We start from the raw sequence: 20587 nt of genomic DNA, 5'->3' as shown, positions 1-20587 counted from the left end.
CTCTTGCATCCGTAGTAGGGGCTTATCCGCCCCCCTACTTAAAGGTTATGCACCGCCTCTTTAAAAATACGCCCGCGCTCTTCATAGGATGTAAACATGTCCCAGCTGGCGCAGGCGGGAGACAGGAGAACGATATCCCCTTCTTCCGCCAAAGCGGAAGCCTCCCGCACGGCAACCTGCAGCACGTCGGCGGCGCTATCCCCATTATCGACGGTAACGATATGCTTTAGTCCTGCCATTTCGGCTATACGCGCCAGCTTGTCCCTTGTTTCTCCCAAAGCTACCATTGCCTTGACCCGGCCGCTCAGAACAGGCAGCAGCTCCATATAGTCGGAACCGCGGTCCAGCCCCCCGGCAATCAATACAACAGGCTGCCGGAAGGAGGTCAGGGCCATTGAGGTTGCTTTGGAGTTGGTTGCTTTGGAATTGTTGTAATAAGCGGCGCCGCCCTTCTGCGCCACATATTCCAGCCGGTGTTCCACACCGCGGAATGAGGCCAGCACCTCACCGAGTAAAGCCGGATCTGCACCCGCCGCAATAGCAATGGCACAGGCAGCGAGCGCATTCTCAACATTGAAGCGGCCGGGAAGACCTATGGAATCAACTTCAGCAATTTCAACTTCCTGTCCTGCGACATCACGATAGATAATGGTGCGTTTCAAATCATCCTCGGTGTCAGGAACGAAGGATGGGCTGACATAAACGCCCTGAACCAGTTCCTCATTCATCGAAAATGGCAGCAGTGTCCCTTTCAAATAAGGCACAAGCTCCCGGCAGTAAGAATCATCCCAGTTCAATACAGCGATGTCGCTCTCTACCTGATTGGCGAACAGCTTCGCCTTGGATTCGACATAATCCTTCATATCGCCATGATAATCCAAATGCGTTTCGGCGACATTCAGCAGACAGCCCACCTTAGGCCGGAACGTCTCCGTTCCCTTGAGCTGAAAGCTGCTGAGCTCAACAACCATCCAGTTGTCCTCAGTGGCTTCCTGCGCAGCCTGACAAAGCGGTGTGCCGATGTTCCCGGCGACGATCGGGTTCATTCCCGCAGCTTCAAGCATATGTCCTACCCAGGTTGTCGTTGTCGTCTTGCCGTTAGAGCCGGTGATCCCGATCATTGGAGCCGCACAAAGACGGTAAGCCACCTCTACCTCCGTCACAATCTCAATGCCCAGTTGTATTGCCTTTTGAACGGGCGTAACGGTGTAAGGAATACCCGGATTCTTAACAACAAGGGCTACACCCTCATGAATCAGCCCTTCCGGATGTCCGCCGCATATAACACAAATTCCCAAAGATTCCAATTCGGAAGCTTCGGGACTTTGATCTCTTTCCTTTTTATCATTAACCGTAACGTTCGCGCCGCGTTCATGCAGCACCTTGGCTACCTGCACACCGCTCTTGGCAAGGCCCAGGACAACAACTTCCTGGCCGCGGTACATATCCGGATGTTTCATTCTTTACAACCCCTTGCTGATATAAAGTCCCAAGCCGGCCAGAACCAGGCTTACGGCCCAGAATGTAATAACGACCCGCCATTCCGACCAGCCGCTAAGCTCAAAGTGGTGGTGGATCGGGCTCATTTTGAAAATACGTTTACCACGGGTCTTGAATGAGGCCACCTGCAAAACAACGGACAGCATTTCAATGACAAAGACACCGCCTATCACCAGGAAAAGCAGCTCGCTCTTCGTCACAATAGCAATTGCGCCGATGGCACCGCCAATACCGAACGATCCGGTATCACCCATAAATACTTTGGCAGGATACGCGTTGAAAACAAGAAAACCCAGCACTGCCCCAATCATCGCTGCGGCGCATACTCCCGCTGCAATAGAGGTCGCCTGCATCGCCACTACTGCATAAGCCGCCAAGGCAATAGCACTCACCCCTGATAACAGACCGTCCAATCCGTCGGTAAAATTGACCGCATTCGTAATCGCCATCATCATGATAACGATAAACGGATAATAGAACCAGCCAGACCAGTCAAAGCTGAAAGACGTACCCGGAATGCTGATACTTGTACTATGTCCCGCAGAAATCAGCAGTGCGCAAAGTACGGCTCCTACCAGCAGCTGACCGAACAGCTTCTGGCGCGGCGTGAGGCCGAGCGAGCGTTTGAACACTATTTTAATATAATCATCCAAAAAACCGATGAGGCCATAGCCCAGCGTAGCAACCAGCAATACATAAAAATCCGTATTTACGACAGAAAATTTCAAATACGACAGCGTGAAGGCCACGATGATCACAATACCGCCCATCGTTGGCGTACCCGCCTTTTTCAAATGGCTTTGAGGTCCGTCATCGCGTACCTGCTGTCCGAATTTCATCCTGCGGAGCAGAGGAATGAAGAGCGGAGCGGCAATGACCGCAAGGATAAAGGACACAGCAATAGTCAGCAGCAACAGTTGATAATCCATGGGTTCACCCCCTCCAATAGTTTTGTTATGTTACACATGAGCAATCAGGCTATGCAGGACTTCCTCCAGACGCATGCCCCGGGAAGCCTTGAACAGCACAATATCCCTTGGACTGCATTTGGTGCGGAGAAGCGCGGTCAGTTCTTCTTTATCTGTAAAAGAAAATATACGGTCATTTCCGAACTTCTTCCCTGCTGCACTGGCCAGATGCTCTGACAAACGGCCGAACGTAAACAGCAGATCCGTCTTTTCCGGGTCCAGATAGGAGCCGATTTCCGCATGAAACTGCGCCTCTTCGGGACCAAGTTCCAGCATGTCCCCGAGAACTGCGATTTTCTGGCCACTGCCCTTCATGGACTGCAGCACATCAATCGCCGCCTTCATCGACGTCGGACTGGCATTGTAGGCATCATTTAACAGGGTAATCCCTGAGGGAGTAGTCATTACCTCAATTCTCATCCCGGTCAGCTTCAGATTATGGAGTCCGGCTTCAATATGATCTTCGCTAATCCCATAATGACGCGCTACCGCTAAGGCAGCCAAACTGTTAATAACATTATGTTTGCCGGGAAGAGGCAGCGTGAAGGCACGGTCACCATGACAGTTCGATGTAAATGTCATGCCGCCGGCATGCGCCATGATCCCGGTAGGATAATCGTCGTTATCAGCGGTTATTCCAAATCGGAAGGTCTTCATCCCTGCTGGCAAAGACAGGCTTCCCTCTGTCAGAACCTCTGCAAGAAGCGGCTCATCGCCGTTATAAATCAGCAGCCCTTCCGGCTTCAATCCTTCGGTAATTTCCAGCTTCGCGCGGGCAATTTCCATGCGGGAGCCAAGCTGCAGCAAATGCGATTCTCCAATATTGGTGATCACGGCCACATCCGGAGCGGCCAGGGATGCCAGCAGTGCTATTTCCCCGCGAGAGCTCATGCCCATTTCCAGAACGGCGATTTCCGTATCCTCCTTCATCGAAAGGAGGGTCAACGGCAGCCCGATATGATTATTGAAGTTACCTTGCGTTTTGTGAACCTTGTACTGGCTTTCCAAGAGAGCAGTAACTATATCTTTCGTCGTAGTTTTACCGTTACTGCCTGTAATGGCGACCACTTGAGGGGCAATTTGAGTCAAATAAGCGGTGCCCAGCATTTGCAGGGCCATAAGTGTATCTTCAACTACAATAACAGCCCCGTCCGGAGCAGGTCCCTTGTTGCGCTGCCATAATATACCTGCAGCCCCGGCGGCAAGTGCTGCAGCGCCGAAATCATGACCCTCAAAGTGTTCCCCAGTAAGCGGAACAAATAGACAGGCAGGTGTAATCTTGCGGGAATCTGTTACAACTCCCGCTATTTCTGTAGCGGCTGCCCCGGGAGCAAGCAATTCTCCCCCGCACATCACCGCGATATTTTCCAGCGTTCTTATAATCAATTGCTTCGACCCCTTATGACTTCTTTGGCGACGATTCGATCATCGAAATCATGTACTACCCCGCCTATGATTTGATAGGTCTCATGACCTTTCCCCGCAATCAATACTACATCGCCGGGGCTTGCCATTTCAATAGCTTTTCTAATCGCTTCACGACGGTCGGCAATCAGCTCATATCTTTCAGGTGATATTCCGTCCTCAGTCAGTCCCGCCTCTATATCCTTTAAGATCAACAGCGGGTCTTCGGTTCGCGGATTATCGGAGGTCACAAGTACAAAATCGCTGTACCTGGCGGCAATTTTACCCATTAGCGGCCGTTTGGTGCGGTCTCTGTCTCCTCCGCAGCCAAACACCGTGAACACCTTCCCTGCGGCAAATTCGCGAACCGTACGCAGAACATTTTCCAGACCGTCCGGAGTATGGGCGTAATCCACAATCACTGCAAAGTTCTGGCCCTCGTCTACAGACTCCACGCGGCCATCCACCCCGGCTACAGCCTCAAGGCTGGCCTTGATCTCCGCTAATGGAATATCCTCAAGGAGAGCGGCGGCGATAGCTGCGAGCGCATTATAAACATTAAATTTCCCAACCATTCGCAGCGAAATATCTGCCTCTCCCTTAAACGTATCTACATGGAAAAAGGTTCCTTTGGCTGTTATCGATATTTGTGAAGCCCGTACATTAGCCTCGCTATCAATGCCATATGTAACTACTTCCGCCGCAGTCTGGGCCGCAAAATAGATGCTGGCAGCATCATCCGCGTTCAGTACAGCATATTTGCGTTCTTCCTTCCAGGGAGAAATGACGTTTCCAAGCCGGGAGAAGAACAGCCCTTTTACAGCACGATATTCCTCCATTGTATGATGATAATCCAGATGATCCTGGGACAGATTTGTAAATATGGCTGTACGGAAATCGGTACCTTTGACCCGGCCCTGCTCCAAAGCGTGGGAAGACACCTCCATCACACAACATTGGACTCCCTTTGAGGCCATATCCTGAAGGGAGCGCTGCAGTTCCAGGGATTCCGGCGTTGTTCCGGACATCGGATAGCTTTGACCGTCATAACGCATTTGTATCGTGCCGATGAGTCCAGTCTTAATGTCCTGGTCCTGCATGATCCGCTCGATCAAATAGGTAGTCGTAGTCTTGCCGTTTGTGCCTGTTACACCGATCATTCTCATTCTGCTGCTGGGTGAGCCAAAGAACGCATTCGAAATTACCGACATCGCGAACCGGCTGTCATCGACAATGACCTGCGGCAAGTCAATATCCAGCTTCCGCTCACACACGATGGCTGTTGCACCCTTTGCCGCAGCCTGCGGAGCATACTCATGTCCGTCCACAGTATGACCGGGCAGACAAATGAACAGATCGCCAGGCTTCACACGCCGCGAGTCGGTCTGGACATCGCTTATCTCTACATCGCCATCACCATAAAGACGCGAAGTTGCCAGACAAGAAGACAGTTCATTAACTTTCATATTAATCCCTCACTCTACATTTTCAGTTAGGTGATAACCTGCTATATAAATATAGTTATTCACTGGAAGAGCCCAAATAAATCCTGATCGTTGATCCCTGCTCGACTCTCGTCCCGGCTTTTGGCGCCTGATTAATAACAGTATTGCCAGAACCTGATCGGGCCAGATTAAAATTCATGTTCAAATCCTCATAAATATCCTGCACCGTTGCTCCCGTAAGATCCGGTACTGTAACAATTGGAACCTCACCAAGCTTATAAGTTTTGGGAAGCTGATTACTGCGTTCCGGGACCTTCATATAATGCAGGGAATCTTCCAAAATGTTTTGTACGATCGGAGCGGCCACTACGCCGCCAAACTGGAGACCCTTGGGGTTGTCGACCGCAGTGTAGACAACGATTTGCGGATCATCCGCAGGCGCGAAGCCGATAAAAGAAACGATATGCTCGGTCGGAGAATAGCGTCCGTTTATGACCTTCTGAGCGGTTCCCGTCTTCCCGCCGACTCGGTAGCCATCGATAAAGGCCGGACGGCCCGTTCCCTTGGCCACGACACTTTCCAGGGCTTCCCGAACCTTCTTGGAGGTTTCTTCCGAAATAACCTGTTTGATAAGCTCCGGCTTCATCTCTGATACAGTCTTCCCGGTATCCGGATGAATCCAGGCCTTAGCCACATGGGGCTTATACAGGTTACCCCCGTTGATTGCCGCTGAAACAGCAGCTATCTGCTGGATTGGGGTAACAGATACCCCTTGCCCGAAGGCCGTAGTCGCCAGTTCTACCGGACCAACCTGCGACGGTTTGAACAGGATACCGTTCGATTCGCCATTCAAATCGATTCCCGTCTTGCTTCCGAAACCGAAATTCCGGATATATTTGAACAGTGTTTCTTTGCCCAACCGTTGTCCCAGAGCAACAAAGCCCGGATTACAGGAATTCTCAACCACCTGCATGAAGGTCTCGCTGCCGTGGCCGCCTTTTTTCCAGCAGCGCAGTCTCGCTCCGCCGACCTCAATAAACCCTGGGTCAAAGAAATGGTCATGCTCCAGGTCCACCTTACCCTCCTGCAGCGCAGCGGCCAAGGTGATGATTTTGAACGTAGAACCTGGTTCATAAGTCATCCAGATCGGTAAATTCCGGTTATAGATTCCAGCATCATATTCCTTATATTGTCCAGGTTCATACCCCGGCCTGCTGGCCATGGCCAGAATCTCGCCATTCTTAGGATTCATGGCGATTGCCCAACTGCCCTGGGCCTGATATTTAACCATTGCTTGATCCAGCTCGCGTTCCATGATCGACTGGATCTGCTTATCAATAGTCAACTGCAGACTAAGGCCATCCTCGGGTTCGGAATACTGCTCAGAAGAGCCTGGCATCAGCCTTCCGGCCGCATCGGACAAGTAGGATATATTCCCGCGTATCCCTTGCAGCAGCTTATCGTAAACGGTCTCCACTCCAGTTATTCCTTGATTATCAATACCAGTGAAGCCAAGTATATGTGCTGCAAGATCCCCATATGGATAATACCGCTTGTTATCCTCAGCCACAACGATGCCCGGCAGCTGCAAATCACGAATGCCGGCGGCAAGCTCCATCGTAATTTTGCGGCCGCCGGGCTGCAATCTGACCGAGGCATTCTTTTGGGACATCAGCTTCACAAGCTTTTCCTCGGTCATACCGAGCAGCGGCGCCAACTGCTGTGCAGTCTTTTCCTTTTCCTTCACTTGCACGGGAATGGCATAAATCGTAGGAGAGCTGATGTTATAGGCCAGCGCAACGCCCTGACGGTCCACAATCTCACCCCGTTTAGCTGTAAACGGAATATTTCGACGCCAGGAATCCTCTGCTTTGGCAGAGAGCTCCTCACCTTTAGACAGTTGAACATAAGCAAGACGCACAACCAGTGCCGCGAACAAAACCGCAAGGCTCAGCAGAGTCCAAAGCATCCGCCGCCTAGTCACGACCTTCGAGACCTTCATTCCGTTATCCCCCGCTTTCACCGCAATAGACATGAACTCTTACCTTCATGACTATTCGGGACAAACAGGGGTTAGAACAAGCCTACGTTCCTCCGTCATTCTCTAATCCAGTTTCCTCCGGTAGTGCAACAGGAATTTCCTCCCCGTATTCATTCAGCGGTTTGAGCTTCAAGGCTACCAGAGTCTTGCCGTTCTCCGTGCTCTCAGTCTGCTCTGATACATACCCCTCGCCCTCTACCCCGATATCAACCTTCAGTAAACTTAGAATTTCCAGCGCATCACGCAGCGATTCCCCGCGCAAATCCGGAACGGCCTTCCCAGCGCCCTGCTGGCTGATAAGATAAATCCTCTGCCCGGAAGAGAGTACCGTTCCCGCCTTGGGATATTGGCTTATCACCGAGGCGCCCTCGCCGACGCCCTCGAAGTCAAAGCCTTCATCCAAAAGCTGTTCCCTGGCTTCCTTCATCGTTTTCCCGGCAAGGTCAGGAGTGGTACGCAGGACCGGTGCTGCGGTCTCGGCAGCTTCTTTGGTTGTATCGCTTTTCTTGGCAGCCAGTTTCGGGACACCCATATATTGCAGGGACTGCGATACAACTTCTTTAAATACAGGAGCTGCAGCTTTACCGCCGCCGACCTCTTCATTCGGTTCGTCAATAATCACAATGACGGCAATCTTCGGATCATTGACAGGTGCATAGCCGATAAAGGAGACCAGCACCTTGGACTCAACATATTCCTTGCCATCAACTTTAATGGCTGTTCCCGTCTTGCCTGCCACCCGGTAACCCTCAATGTAGGCATTGCGTCCGGTACCTATGACTCGGTCCGCAACAACCTGCTCCAGATACTCGCCCGTTTCCTTGGCGCTCTCCTCAGAAATGACCTGACGCACAACCTCAGGCTGAGTAACCGTCTTCTCTCCGGTATTCGGATTGGTAATTTCTTTGACGACTTGCGGTTTCATCAGCTTGCCGCCGTTGGCTATAGCGGACACAGCAACAAGCTGCTGGAGTGGAGTGACAAGCACCTTGCCATGCCCGTAGGCCAGTGTAGCGTACTCCGCATCATACTTCGGGCTTACAATCCCCTTGCTTTCCCCAGGCATATCAATGCCCGTCTTCTGTCCAAAACCAAAATCAGTAATATACTGAACCAGCTTTTCCTTGCCCAGCATCTCGTACCCCAGCTTGACAAAAGCTACGTTACTGGAGCGCTTAACTCCCTCCAGGAAGCTGATCTCGCCCCATCCGGCACGATTGATATCATGAAGCGGATTTCTGACATTTTTAATTTTGATGGAGCCTGACTTAAACTTGGCATCCGGATTGAACAACTTCTCCTGCACCGTACCGGCGAGTGTTACAATTTTGAAGGTAGAGCCTGGCTCATAGGTGGATTTAATAGCATGGTTGTAGAATCCAGCCTGATCCTCGTCCCAATATTCATTGGGGTTGAAGGTCGGCAGGTTGGCCATTCCCAGGATTTCCATCGTGTTCGGATCGGCTGCAATAACGGTCAAGCTTTTGGGCTTATATTGGTCAAAAGCCTTCTTCATTGCCTCTTCGATGTAGTACTGAATGGTACTGTCAATCGTCAGCTTGAGATTATCCCCGTTCACCACAGGCTTATAGGTCTCTTTCGCATCCGGCAGCTTGTAGCCTTTACCGTCACTCTGGTAATTGAGCTCGCCGTTAGTGCCTTTCAGCTGATTATCAAAAAGAGCCTCAAGTCCCGATATCGCTTTGCCGTCCCGGTCGGTATAGCCCAGAATATGAGCAGCGAGAGTATCCTTCGGATAGTAGCGCTTCTGCTCTCTAACAAGGCCAATCCCGGTTTCCTGGATACTATGCTTCTTTTTCAGCTCGTCCCTGAAAGCCAGAACTTTGTCGGCAAGCTCCTGGTCAATCTTCCAGCCCTCGTTGCGAACCTCGCGGTTTTCGAGGTATTCTCCCTTGTCGTCTTTGGCATCTACTAATTTCTGCAGCTCATTAACGGGCTTGCCCAATAATTCATTCAGACGCGCCACAACCTCTTCCCGAAGCCCTTGCTCATGGATTACCTGCGGCGAGACGACAACGGTATATGCAGGCACGTCACTAGCCAAAATGCTGCCATTGCGGTCTGAGATGGCTCCGCGCACCGCTTTGATGGTCGAAGTATGCGCCCTTTGCGTGGCTGCCTCTGCCTGCCAGAAATCACCCTGAAGCACCTGAATCAAGAACACCCGCACGATCAGAACAAGAAAAAAAAGGGTAATACAACCCCCTATAAAAAGCGTGCGAAGTTTTATTCTCTTTACCATACGCGACCTCACAACCTCAGTTTTTTGCAATAGCATTCCTTATTAATTATTGTCTCCGTTATCAGCAGATGTGCTGCTTATCGGTACATAAATTGAATTTTCCTCATCCGCTGGCACATAACCCAGTTCTTTTGCTTTTTGGGCGACCAGTTGTTCAAGCTTCTGCTTCTCCATTTGATAGGTAGCAATCTGCTTATTTGTTTTTGCAATGACCACATCCAGCTGTTGTCCCTGCTTGTTCAAATCGTAAATGTGGAGATAACGCCAAATAAGCCCTGAAGCCACTAGGACAAATACTGTAAGAGTCAGCATATACAGAAGCTTCTCTTGCAGCGGGAGTCCCATCCGTCTCGTCACTACCTTTGTCTTCTCGCGGTAAAGCGGGTTTACTTCTTCTTTTCTTTTGGGTTGAACTGCTAAATTTCCGCGGGTATAGGCCATTTTTGACTCTCCTTTATCTTCATTTACAATTTCTCTGCGATACGCAGCTTGGCTGAACGGGCACGTGGATTAACTTCAAGCTCTTCTTCGCCAGGCATAAGCGGTTTACGGTTGACTAGTTTAACAGTGCCTTCACCGCCGCATACGCATAACGGAAAGTCAGGCGGACAAGTACATTTGCTGACATAGCTGTTCAATATCTGCTTGCAAATCCGGTCCTCCAGCGAGTGAAAAGTAATAACCGATACTCTTCCCCCAGGTGCCAGACAACGCACAGCTCCATGCAATCCTTCTTCAAAAGCTCCAAGCTCATCATTCACAGCAATGCGGAGTCCTTGAAAGCTGCGTTTAGCGGGATGTCCTCCCGTTCTTCGTGTAGCTGCCGGAATAGCTTCCTTAATAATTTCGGCAAGTTCTCCTGTAGTTTTAATAGGACTTACTGCCCTTTTATCCATTATACGACTGGCGATCCGCCGTGAAAATTTCTCTTCTCCATACTGGAAAAGAACCCGTGCGATTTCCTGCTCCGACCATGTATTAACAATATCTGCAGCAGTAAGCAGTGCAGTCTGGTCCATCCGCATATCCAGCGGAGCATCATGATTGTAGCTGAATCCCCTGTCCCCCTGGTCAAACTGAGGTGAAGATACCCCAAGATCGAACAGTACTCCATCAACCTGTGGGATTCCGTCAAGCTGTGGGACAAAGGACAGTCCCTTTAGGACGTTTTCCAGATCACGAAAGTTAGTTCTAACTAAAACAACCTTCTCCCCATAGGGAGCCAATTTTTCTTTTGCATTATCCAGGGCCCAGTCATCCTGATCAAAACAGATAAGCCGTCCATTGCCGCTGAGCCGTGAAGCAATCAAGGAACTATGCCCCGCTCCACCCAACGTACAATCGACATAAATGCCATCTTCTTTGATATGCAGCCCTTCTGTCGCTTCTTCCATAAGTACCGTGATGTGATGAAACAAGCCGCAGCCCTCCAGACAAGTATTTCGTAAGTGTTAAGTATATGGTTATAGATCAAAATTGAAATCAACCAATTTCTCGGCAATCTCGTTGAACGATTCTTCTGACTGACCGAAGTACTGATCCCAAAGCTCCTTGTTCCAGATCTCCACCCGGTTCGAAACGCCTAGAATTACACAGTCTTTGTCCAGCTTCGCATACTGCCGCAAATTACCCGGCAGATTTACCCTGCCCTGCTTGTCCCAAACACATTCTGTCGCTCCTGAGAAAAAAAAGCGGCTGAACGCGCGGGCGTCAGATTTCATCAGTGACAGGCTCTTTAGCTTTTGCTCCATGATTCCCCATTCATCCATCGGATAAACAAAAAGGCAGGAGTCCAGGCCGCGAGTCGCTACGAAGGAGGTTCCCAGTAAATCGCGGAACTTGGCCGGTATAATAATACGGCCCTTGTCGTCAATGCTATGCTGATACTCCCCCATAAACATCGGCTTCCCACTCCTTACCACAGATTCCCCACTTTGCCCCACTTTTCACCACTTAAGCATAATAGATTCGCCATTAAAAATCAAAAACCTTTTTTCCGTTTAAAGGTAAAATTACCCTTTGAGCCGTTAAGAAGACTAAAAGCCGCTCAGCCGGAGTAAAACTCATCCGGCTGGACGGCTTTTTTAAAATATAAGTAAGTATAACGTTTAGGGCTAATGTACTTGCCAATCCTTATGCGTTCAAATCCCAGCTGTCCAAGTAAGACACTTGTTCCGGAGTCAGGGAATCAATGCCGAGCCCCATACTCTCCAGCTTATAACGTGCAACCTGTTCATCCAGTTCATAAGGAACATTCTCCACCTTGACGCCAATGCTCTTGTAATTGTCATTCACATATTTTAACGACACAGCCTGCAGGGCAAAGGTCATATCCATAATTTCAGCCGGATGCCCGTCTGCCGCACCCAAATTTACGAGTCTGCCTTCAGCCAGCAGGTAGAGCTTACGTCCGTCACGCAGCTGGTACTCCTCGATATTTTTACGGACAGTCCGCTGGGATACGGATCTTTCCGATAATTCCGGCTTATTCACCTCAACATCGAAATGACCGGCGTTGCAAAGAATCGCTCCGTCCTTCATGACATCATAATGCTCACCGCGGATCACGTAACGGTTACCTGTGACCGTAACAAAGAAATCACCCAGCTTGGCCGCCTCCAGCATCGGCATCACGTGGAAGCCGTCCATATGCGCTTCAACAGCCTTGATCGCATTAACCTCGGTGACGATTACGTTTGCTCCCAGACCTTTTGCACGCATTGCCACGCCTTTGCCGCACCACCCGTACCCGACAACAACAACCGTTTTCCCTGCTACCATAAGATTCGTCGTACGAATAATACCATCCCATGCAGATTGGCCAGTTCCATATCGGTTGTCGAACAGGTGCTTGCAATACGCATCGTTGACGGCAACCATAGGAAACTTGAGAAGCCCTTGTTTTTCCAGTGCCTTTAGCCGGATAATCCCGGTAGTTGTCTCTTCGGCGCCCCCACGGATATTCTCCATAAGATCAGGACGTTCGGAGTGCAGCAGTGTCGCGAAATCGCCGCCGTCATCAATTATCAGATCCGGTTTACTTTCCAGCGCCATAATGTTGAGGGCTTTGAACTCTTCCGGAGAAGGATTATGCTTCGCAAATACTGTGATTCCGTCCTCTACAAGCGCCGCACATACATCGTCCTGTGTAGAAAGCGGGTTCGAACCTGTAATTGTAACTTCCGCACCGCCAGCTTGTACTACCTTTGCCAAATAAGCAGTCTTGGCCTCCAGGTGGAGCGTAATGGATACCTTCAGTCCCTTGAACGGCTGTTCGGCTTCGAACTGCTCCCGGATCCGGTTCAGTACAGGCATGTGCTGCTGGACCCAGTCAATTTTCAAATGACCTTCTGGAGCTAATGCCATATCAGCTACGATGCTATTTTGCTTGGATAAAGAACTCATAAATGAAACCTCCTAAAGTTTTATCGATCAGCGTTACTCATTACATATATATCAAGCGGTGCGTTCCGCTGAAGTCCGGAGGCAAGGCCATTAATTCATCCAGCCAGGCCTGTCCATAACGGTTCAAATAATACACTATATTGTATACTCTCTCCTGATGTTTGCCCAGCGGCATAAGCGACAGCTCGATCCGCTCCCAGTGGCGAAGACCGGCTTCGTTTTGTTTGGCCATCGCATCCTGGGCTTTGCCCTGGAGGAAAGAAATTTGCTCCAATATTTTATCCTTGTTGCTGTTGCCCAGCTTAAGCAGTCCAGCCTGGATAGAACCGAGCTGTTCCACCAAAGGCTCGTACAATGCTGCAAACGCCGCCTTGGTGTCCTCGAAACGCTGTCCTAGCTCCAGTTCATCCTGTGCGGTCAGCCATTGCTGCTTCTTGTCCCGCAGTCCATTTACTACATCGGTAAAAGCAAGCCCGTACTTGTCCATATGCTTATGCAGAGTACCCTCTACAATGGTAAAAGACATCCGCGGCAGGATTAGCGGCATCTGGCCTCCCAGCGTTTCGAAGGCTTGGCGGGTAATGGCCCAGTACGACATTTCGCCTTGACCCAGTACAGTGGCCAGAACCGGCAGAAGGTAATCCTGCATAAGCGGCCGAGTGAGCACATTGTTGCTAAACCGCTCCGGATAGGCATCCAGCATCTCCAGCAATTGTTCCCGGGAAAAGGATACCTTCCCCTTGCGATCGGTAAATACTCCGTCCTTCTTGATCAGCAGCAGCCGCGCACCCTCATGAATATAAAAGAGGTTAGCCGCGCCTGTCGTGACATCAGCCTGCAGCTCGTAGCCTCCAGAGACAATGTCGGCCGCCGAATGGAGATAGGCCTTTTCCAAAGCATCATTCTCCGTGATCAACGAGCGGAAGAAAGGCTGCTCCACCTTGCGCAATCCGGGGTCGGCTGAGTCCAGCAGAATTAGACCAAATCTGCCAAAAAGGGAGCCCATAAGCCCTGCAAAAGCATCACTCAAGCTAGCCGACTTATCGGAAGAGTTCCGAACCAGCTCCATGATCTGCGGTTTAAATTCACTGTCCTGCAGCAGAGCATCCAGCTTGTCCACGGCCTGCATCCAGCTTTCTTCAGCCACTGCAATTTCACTGACCGATGAACGCGGACCTTCCGGATCATCCATCTTGATCTTCGTAATTTCCGTTGTGCGGCTAAGCACATAGGTGTGATTGACTTCATCCCAGTCATGATCCTCACCCGCGATCCAGAAAACAGGTACAACCGGCCGGCCGAGGCGTTCCCCGGCTTCCTTTGCTGCTAAAATAGCCGTCATCGCCTTGTATGCAACCAGAAGCGGCCCCGTGAAAAGACCGCTTTGCTGTCCTCCGGCTATCACAAGCGTCCCCGGCTGCTCCAGCAATGCTATCGATTCAGTGACTGCTTCGTGAGCATTATGTTTGGCATTATAGGCTCGAAGGGTCTCAGCCACCTTCCTGCGGTCAGCGCGTGAATGCTCCGTACGGTCCAGCCATTCCATCCGACGGCTTCTGCTCTCTGCATTGCGGAAATCCCCTCCGTACAGATGCCCTACCTTTTCAAAAGATTGTATATAGTCACGGACGAGCGCTTGCCCCCCCGGGAGCGTAACCGGAGTCACATTCATTGCTTTTCCTCCTATTCTCCTGTACCAGTCATATGTATAATCTGTCGGGTAAACCCTTTATGATTGTATCCAATGTATAACCCTGCGTCAAAGTAATCTCTTTATACATACAATTAAAACCGCCGGAGAAGCTCCGGCGGTTAATCAAAATTCATATTATGCAAATGCCTTAGCTACAAAGTGGCCTTTGGAAACCTCAACCAGCTGTGTCTCTTCTTCATTCGTCTTCTCGCCTTCCGAATAAATCGGACTGCCTAGCTCATCATGCAGATGAATACGCTTCTTGTTGACTTCAATTTCCGGGTCAGGAATTGGAATTGCCGACAGCAACGATTTGGTATAAGGATGAATAGGGTTTGCATAAAGCTCTTCACTTTCAGCCAGCTCAACCATTTTGCCCAAATACATAACCGCCACACGATCACTGATATGCTTAACCATGGACAAATCATGTGCGATGAAGAGATAAGTCAATCCCAGGCGACCCTGGAGTTCTTTAAGCAGGTTAACGACCTGTGCTTGAATCGATACATCCAGTGCGGAGATCGGCTCATCACATACAATGAATTTCGGGTTGACGGCAAGCGCACGGGCGATCCCGATCCGCTGGCGCTGTCCACCGGAGAATTCATGCGGATAACGTGTTGCATGGTCATGATTAAGACCTACCATGTCCAAAAGCTCTTCAATCCGTTTTTTGCGTTCAGCGCGGCTTCCGGCCATGTTGTGGATATCCAAAGCTTCGCCAATAATATCCTGAACCGTAAAGCGCGGATTTAGTGAAGCATAGGGATCCTGGAAGATCATCTGCATATCCCGGCGCATCGCCTTCATTTTACCTGAAGACAGTTTATAAATGTCAGTACCATTATATTTAACACTGCCCGCTGTTGGCTCATACAAACGGAGAACAGTACGGCCAGCGGTGGTTTTACCACAGCCGGACTCCCCTACCATACCAAGTGTCTCGCCCTCACGGATAGCGAAGTTAATATTATCTACTGCTCTCAATACCTTGCCTTTGCCTACATGGAAATACTTTTTAAGGCCTTCAACCTCAATCAGGTTCTGTGTCAAGAGTATTGCACCTCCTTAGCCATTGAATGGAGATTCCAGCAACGCGCCATGTGAGTCTCACTGAATTCCGTAGCGTCCGGATCAATTCTCTCACATATACTCATTGCTTCACTGCAACGGGCAGTGAACGGACAGCCAATCGGCGGCTTGATCAGATCCGGCGGTGTACCGACGATAGGAATCAGCGGCTCACCTTTCTTTTGATCCAGGCGCGGCATGGAACGCAGCAGGCCTTTGGTATAAGGATGCTGCGGGTTTTTGAAGATTTCCCATCTTGTTCCGGTTTCCACGACTTCACCGGCGTACATTACGATTACACGGTCACACATCCCGGCAACCACACCAAGGTCATGGGTAATCAAAATAATAGAGGTACCCAGTCTTTGCTGCATTTCTTTCATGACTTCCATGATTTGCGCCTGAATGGTTACATCAAGCGCAGTTGTCGGCTCATCCGCAATGAGCAGCGACGGACGGCAAGCCAGCGCAATCGCGATCATAACACGTTGACGCATACCGCCTGAGAATTCGTGGGGATATTGGTTAAAGCGAGCCTCCGCATTTTTAATGCCTACAAGCTGCAGCATCTCGACACCTTGCTTTTTCGCTTCGGCCGCTGACATTTTCTGATGTTTGATTAACACTTCTGTAATTTGCTTGCCCACCTTAATTGTGGGGTTAAGAGATGTCATCGGGTCCTGAAATATCATGCCAATATCTTTGCCGCGAATGGCTTCCATTTGCTTCATACTTTTCTTAAGCAGGTCCTGCCCCTGGAAAATAATTTCGCCTTTCTTCACTTTGGACGGCGGCGAAGGAATCAGCCGCATAATAGATTGTGCGGTAACGCTCTTGCCACTGCCGGACTCACCGACGATCGCTACCGTTTCGCCCTTGCCTATTTCAAAATTCATACCGCGGACAGCCTGTACCTCTCCGCCTTTTACAAAAAACGAAACATGCAAATCTTTTACCTGTAAAATTGGCTCCATCAATTTTTCACCTCCTATTTCTTCAATTTAGGATCCAGCGCATCACGAAGACCATCGCCGAAAATGTTAAAGGATAGCATTGTTAAACTGATAAGAATAGCCGGGAACAGAAAACGCCACGGATAGTACATCCAGCCTGTAAGAGCGTCACTGATCATCGAACCGAGGGATGCTATAGGAGCCTGCACACCAAGCCCAAGGAAACTCAGAAATGCTTCCGCAAAAATGGCATTCGGAACAGAAAGAGTAATCGTTACAATAATCGGACCAACCGCATTAGGCAATAGATGACGGAATAAAAGACGTCCAGAGCCTGCACCCATGGAGCGGGAGGCCAAAACAAACTCACGATTCTTAAGCTGCATAATTTCACCGCGCACAATCCAGGACATATTAATCCAACCCGTTATCGTAAGCGCTAAAATGATCGTCCCAAGGCTCGGCTCCATTACTACCAGGAGCAAAATAACTACCAGCAGGTAAGGAATAGCGTACAAGATTTCAGAAAACTTATTCATTATATTATCGACACGGCCGCCAAAGTAACCCATAATACCGCCGTATATAACACCAATGAGTAAATCAATTGCCGCCGCTGCCAGACCTACAGTGAGTGAAATCCGGGCTCCGAACCATGTGCGAACAAACATATCGCGTCCCAAATCATCCGTACCAAACCAGTGTTCCGATGAAGGGGGCTTATTCGTATTAAGCAGGTCATTAGAATAGTAATTGAATTTCGATAGATACGGGCCAACAAGAGCTGCCAGTACGATTAGAAAAAGAACACCCAGTGCCGTCATCGCCATCTTGTTCTTGCGCAGACGCTGCCAGGAGTCGCGCCAAGCGGACAAACTCTCGCGCTGGATAATCTCCGCTTCTTTCTCATCTACACCGATTTTGCGGAAATCTTCCGGTTTCAGGTTCACGCCTGAAGGAATCAATTTATGTTCAGAAGCCAATCTTTAGCCCTCCTTTCCTCCGGATAGTTTGATACGCGGATCTATGAACACGTACGCAATATCGGTAATAAAACGAGCTGTCATAAGCAGCACACCATAAAAAATAGTAATCCCCATAATTACGGTGTAATCACGGACACCGATGGCTTCAACAAACTGCTTGCCGATCCCGCCGATACCGAAAATCTGCTCAATAACTACTGATCCCGTAACAACATTAGCCGTCATAGGCCCCATATAGGTTACGACAGGCAAAATTCCGTTGCGAAGAACGTGACGGGTCAGTATCGTAAACCAGTTGAGACCTTTAGCCTTGGCTGTCTTGATATAGTCCGCATGGAGTACTTCCAGCATACTGGAACGGGTCAAACGCGCAATAAATGCAATAGGCTGGGCTGATAACGCCGCGACCGGGAGAACATAATCAAGCGGGCCTTTGAAGCCCATAACGTGAAATATTCCCAGCTTATACGAAAAGACATACTGCAGTAATGACGCGACAACAAAGCTTGGAACCGCGATCCCGAGCACCGCCAGCACCATTGCAGCGCTGTCAATAAATTTCCGGTGGTAAAGGGCCGCCAGCATACCGAGTATTACCCCGACAATAACTGACACAATAATCGCTACGATCCCCAGCTTCAATGACGCTGAAAACGTTTGTCCGATCAAATGGGTTACATCCTGATTCAGTCGTTTCATCGAAACGCCGAGATCACCCTGGACAATCTCCCCCAAATATTTAAAATACTGCACATAGACGGGCTTGTCCAAACCGTACTGCTCATATAGACGTTGTAAGATTTCCGGCGGAACTTTCTTCTCCGCAGTAAACGGATCGCCCGGAATGGCTTTCATTAGAAAAAACGTAGCTGAAATCAACACAAATAAAGATACCAGCGTATAGAAAAATTTATTGGCAACATAACGCACCATGCCCGTCAACACCTCCTTCGACAAATTTTTACATCCCAATTGCAATTTTATGTGAAATCCGGAAATACAAAAAAAAGGGATATATATGGAATTCCACATATATATCCCGAAGTAAGATCATAACTCCAGATTTCCACCTATTCAGTTCGTAAATCTGAAGTTAATTCATTCTAGTGCTCGAGCAAGTAACCACGAGTCAAGTCAATCGCACCGCTGAAGTCCAGAGTAACACCTTTCAGGTACTCTTTAGTCAGGGAGTTGTTAGTGTAGTAGTAAAGCGGAATAAGAATCATATCTTGTTCAATCATCAGTTTCTCAGCCGCTGCAAACTTCTCTTGACGCAATGCCATATCGGAGCTTGCTTTCGCCTCATTGATCAATTTGTCGTATTCAGGGTTGGCATAACCAGTATCGTTATTACCCCCGTCAGTTACCCACATGTCGAGGAATGTCATTGGATCATTATAGTCCGCCGTCCAGCCTGCACGTGCAACTTGGAAGTTTTGGTTTTGACGGTTGTCGATAAATACAGCCCATTCCTGGTTAACGGTATTAACTTCGACTCCAAGTGCTTTTTTCCACATATCGGCAATCGCCAGAGCAATTTTCTTGTGGCCTTCACTTGTGTTATAGCTCAGCTCAAAAGTAGGCAGCTTGTCAAGACCTTCTTCTTTCAGACCTTCTGCAAGCAATGTTTTAGCTTGCTCCAGGTCCTCTGTGAAGTAGTTGTCTTTCACTGCTGTGCGATATTCACCGTCAGCGCCTGCGATACCTTGTGGCACGAAGCCGAATGCCGGGAATTGTCCGCCCAAGGTTACATTGTCGATCAACGATTGACGGTTGATGGACATAGCCAGTGCTTTACGGATCTTAGCGTTGCTGAAAGGTTTCTCAGTTACGTTAAATTCATAGTAGTATACAGCTGCAATCCCTTTTCTGTTAAATTCATTCGGAAGCTCTTTGCTTACGATAGGGATTTGTTCTGTTGGAAGTTCACCAGTAGGTGCACCTGCATAATCCAATTCACCGTTCTTGTAGCTGAGCAGTTCGGTTGCACTGCTGTTTACAAGGGAGAAATCGATTTTGCTCAATTTGATTGCATCTTTGTTCCAGTATTTATCATTCTTAGATACTTGCAGGGATTGACCGGTAGTCCACTCCGTTAGAGTGAATGCACCGTTAACAATCATAGTATCTTTGTTAGTTGCCCATTTATCATTGTCCTCAGTGGATTTGTGCACAGGGTAATAAGTATAGAAGGAAAGCAATCCAAGGAAATAAGGTGTTGGTGCTTTAAGTGTAACTTCAAGGGTTTTTGGGTCAACAGCTTTTACGCCCACTTGACTGAAATCAGTTACTTTCTTAGTGTAGTATTCCTCACCATTCTTCAGGTAAAACAATTGGTAAGCATACGGAGCAGTCGGATCGGTGTTAGGATCAAGCACCTTTTTCCATCCGCGTACGAAATCTTCCGATGTTACAGGATCACCATTGCTCCAAAGCGCATCACGCAAGTGGAAGGTATATACCAGACCGTCAGCGGAAATTTCCCACTTCTCAGCAATACCTGGCTCTTCTTTACCCGTTTCGTCATTCATGCGGGTCAAGCCTTCATACATCGTTTTCAGAACAGTGTTAGCTTGGCTATCCTGTGCCTGAGCAGGATCAAATGTCGGTGGTTCAGACATCAAGTTAATTCTAAGTGTTTGGTCAGCTGCCAGTTTTTCTTCCCCAGCGGTGTTAGCATTGTTGCCAGTGTTAGCTGTGTTGCCAGTGTTAGCTGTGTTGCCGTTGGTTGCTTTGTTTCCGCCGCAGCCTGCAAGCACTGTGCCGATCACAAGAACTAGTGCAAATAAAAGCAATAGACTTTTACTCTTCTTCATCTAGCAGTTCCCCCTAAATAGAATGTGGTATATGGTTTA

At 49.2% G+C, this 20587-nt stretch carries 16 protein-coding genes; all 16 read right to left on the bottom strand.

The features are described 5' to 3' along the window. Window positions 1-38 precede the first annotated feature (38 nt). Window positions 39-1460 (bottom strand): UDP-N-acetylmuramoyl-L-alanine--D-glutamate ligase, encoded by a 1422-nt coding sequence (murD, locus tag PaeBR_RS09130; RefSeq protein WP_410514520.1) that lies wholly within the window; start codon window positions 1458-1460, stop codon window positions 39-41. Window positions 1461-1463: 3 nt separating this feature from the next. After that, on the bottom strand, window positions 1464-2429 hold the full coding sequence (gene mraY, locus PaeBR_RS09125) for a phospho-N-acetylmuramoyl-pentapeptide-transferase (RefSeq protein WP_410514519.1): 966 nt from the start codon (window positions 2427-2429) through the stop codon (window positions 1464-1466). Between the two features lie 30 nt (window positions 2430-2459). Continuing rightward, window positions 2460-3854 (bottom strand): UDP-N-acetylmuramoyl-tripeptide--D-alanyl-D-alanine ligase, encoded by a 1395-nt coding sequence (locus tag PaeBR_RS09120; RefSeq protein ID WP_410514518.1) that lies wholly within the window; start codon window positions 3852-3854, stop codon window positions 2460-2462. Beyond that, window positions 3851-5338, bottom strand: a complete 1488-nt coding sequence (locus PaeBR_RS09115) for a UDP-N-acetylmuramoyl-L-alanyl-D-glutamate--2,6-diaminopimelate ligase (RefSeq protein WP_410514517.1) — start codon at window positions 5336-5338, stop codon at window positions 3851-3853. The genes PaeBR_RS09120 and PaeBR_RS09115 overlap by 4 nt, the downstream gene beginning before the upstream one ends. Window positions 5339-5393: 55 nt before the next feature. Next, a complete protein-coding gene (locus PaeBR_RS09110; protein WP_410515123.1) occupies window positions 5394-7319 on the bottom strand; it encodes a stage V sporulation protein D in 1926 nt (641 codons plus the stop codon). Between the two features lie 82 nt (window positions 7320-7401). After that, window positions 7402-9621: a penicillin-binding transpeptidase domain-containing protein gene (locus PaeBR_RS09105; protein WP_410514516.1), complete on the bottom strand. Its 2220-nt coding sequence runs from the start codon at window positions 9619-9621 to the stop codon at window positions 7402-7404. A gap of 42 nt (window positions 9622-9663) precedes the next feature. Continuing rightward, window positions 9664-10062, bottom strand: coding sequence for a hypothetical protein (locus tag PaeBR_RS09100; RefSeq protein ID WP_410514515.1), 399 nt, complete (start codon window positions 10060-10062; stop codon window positions 9664-9666). Window positions 10063-10085: 23 nt separating this feature from the next. Continuing rightward, a complete protein-coding gene (rsmH, locus tag PaeBR_RS09095) occupies window positions 10086-11039 on the bottom strand; it encodes a 16S rRNA (cytosine(1402)-N(4))-methyltransferase RsmH (RefSeq protein ID WP_410514514.1) in 954 nt (317 codons plus the stop codon). A gap of 45 nt (window positions 11040-11084) precedes the next feature. After that, on the bottom strand, window positions 11085-11522 hold the full coding sequence (gene mraZ / locus PaeBR_RS09090) for a division/cell wall cluster transcriptional repressor MraZ (protein ID WP_410514513.1): 438 nt from the start codon (window positions 11520-11522) through the stop codon (window positions 11085-11087). A gap of 232 nt (window positions 11523-11754) precedes the next feature. After that, window positions 11755-13026 carry an adenosylhomocysteinase gene (locus PaeBR_RS09085; protein WP_410514512.1) on the bottom strand — a complete coding sequence of 424 codons (1272 nt, stop codon included), beginning with the start codon at window positions 13024-13026 and terminating at the stop codon, window positions 11755-11757. A 40-nt stretch (window positions 13027-13066) separates the two neighbouring features. After that, the gene (bshC, locus tag PaeBR_RS09080; RefSeq protein WP_410514511.1) at window positions 13067-14698 is read right to left on the bottom strand and encodes a bacillithiol biosynthesis cysteine-adding enzyme BshC; all 1632 of its coding nucleotides are present in this window, start codon (window positions 14696-14698) and stop codon (window positions 13067-13069) included. 156 nt (window positions 14699-14854) lie between these two features. Beyond that, on the bottom strand, window positions 14855-15775 hold the full coding sequence (locus PaeBR_RS09075) for an ABC transporter ATP-binding protein (RefSeq protein ID WP_410514510.1): 921 nt from the start codon (window positions 15773-15775) through the stop codon (window positions 14855-14857). After that, window positions 15772-16767, bottom strand: a complete 996-nt coding sequence (locus PaeBR_RS09070; protein WP_410514509.1) for an ABC transporter ATP-binding protein — start codon at window positions 16765-16767, stop codon at window positions 15772-15774. Before PaeBR_RS09070 ends, PaeBR_RS09075 begins: the two co-directional genes overlap by 4 nt. Window positions 16768-16781: 14 nt before the next feature. Further along, window positions 16782-17729, bottom strand: a complete 948-nt coding sequence (locus PaeBR_RS09065; protein ID WP_410514508.1) for an ABC transporter permease — start codon at window positions 17727-17729, stop codon at window positions 16782-16784. A 3-nt stretch (window positions 17730-17732) separates the two neighbouring features. Beyond that, on the bottom strand, window positions 17733-18665 hold the full coding sequence (locus PaeBR_RS09060) for an ABC transporter permease (protein WP_410514507.1): 933 nt from the start codon (window positions 18663-18665) through the stop codon (window positions 17733-17735). Between the two features lie 170 nt (window positions 18666-18835). After that, window positions 18836-20548 carry a peptide ABC transporter substrate-binding protein gene (locus PaeBR_RS09055; RefSeq protein WP_410514506.1) on the bottom strand — a complete coding sequence of 571 codons (1713 nt, stop codon included), beginning with the start codon at window positions 20546-20548 and terminating at the stop codon, window positions 18836-18838. Between the last annotated feature and the right edge of the window lie 39 nt (window positions 20549-20587).

It is taken from the genome of Paenibacillus sp. BR2-3, from assembly GCF_046529485.1.
Lineage (GTDB): Bacteria > Bacillota > Bacilli > Paenibacillales > Paenibacillaceae > Paenibacillus_AQ.
Note: the sequence above shows the minus strand (reverse complement) of the source record. Positions and strands in the feature narration are given on the sequence as shown.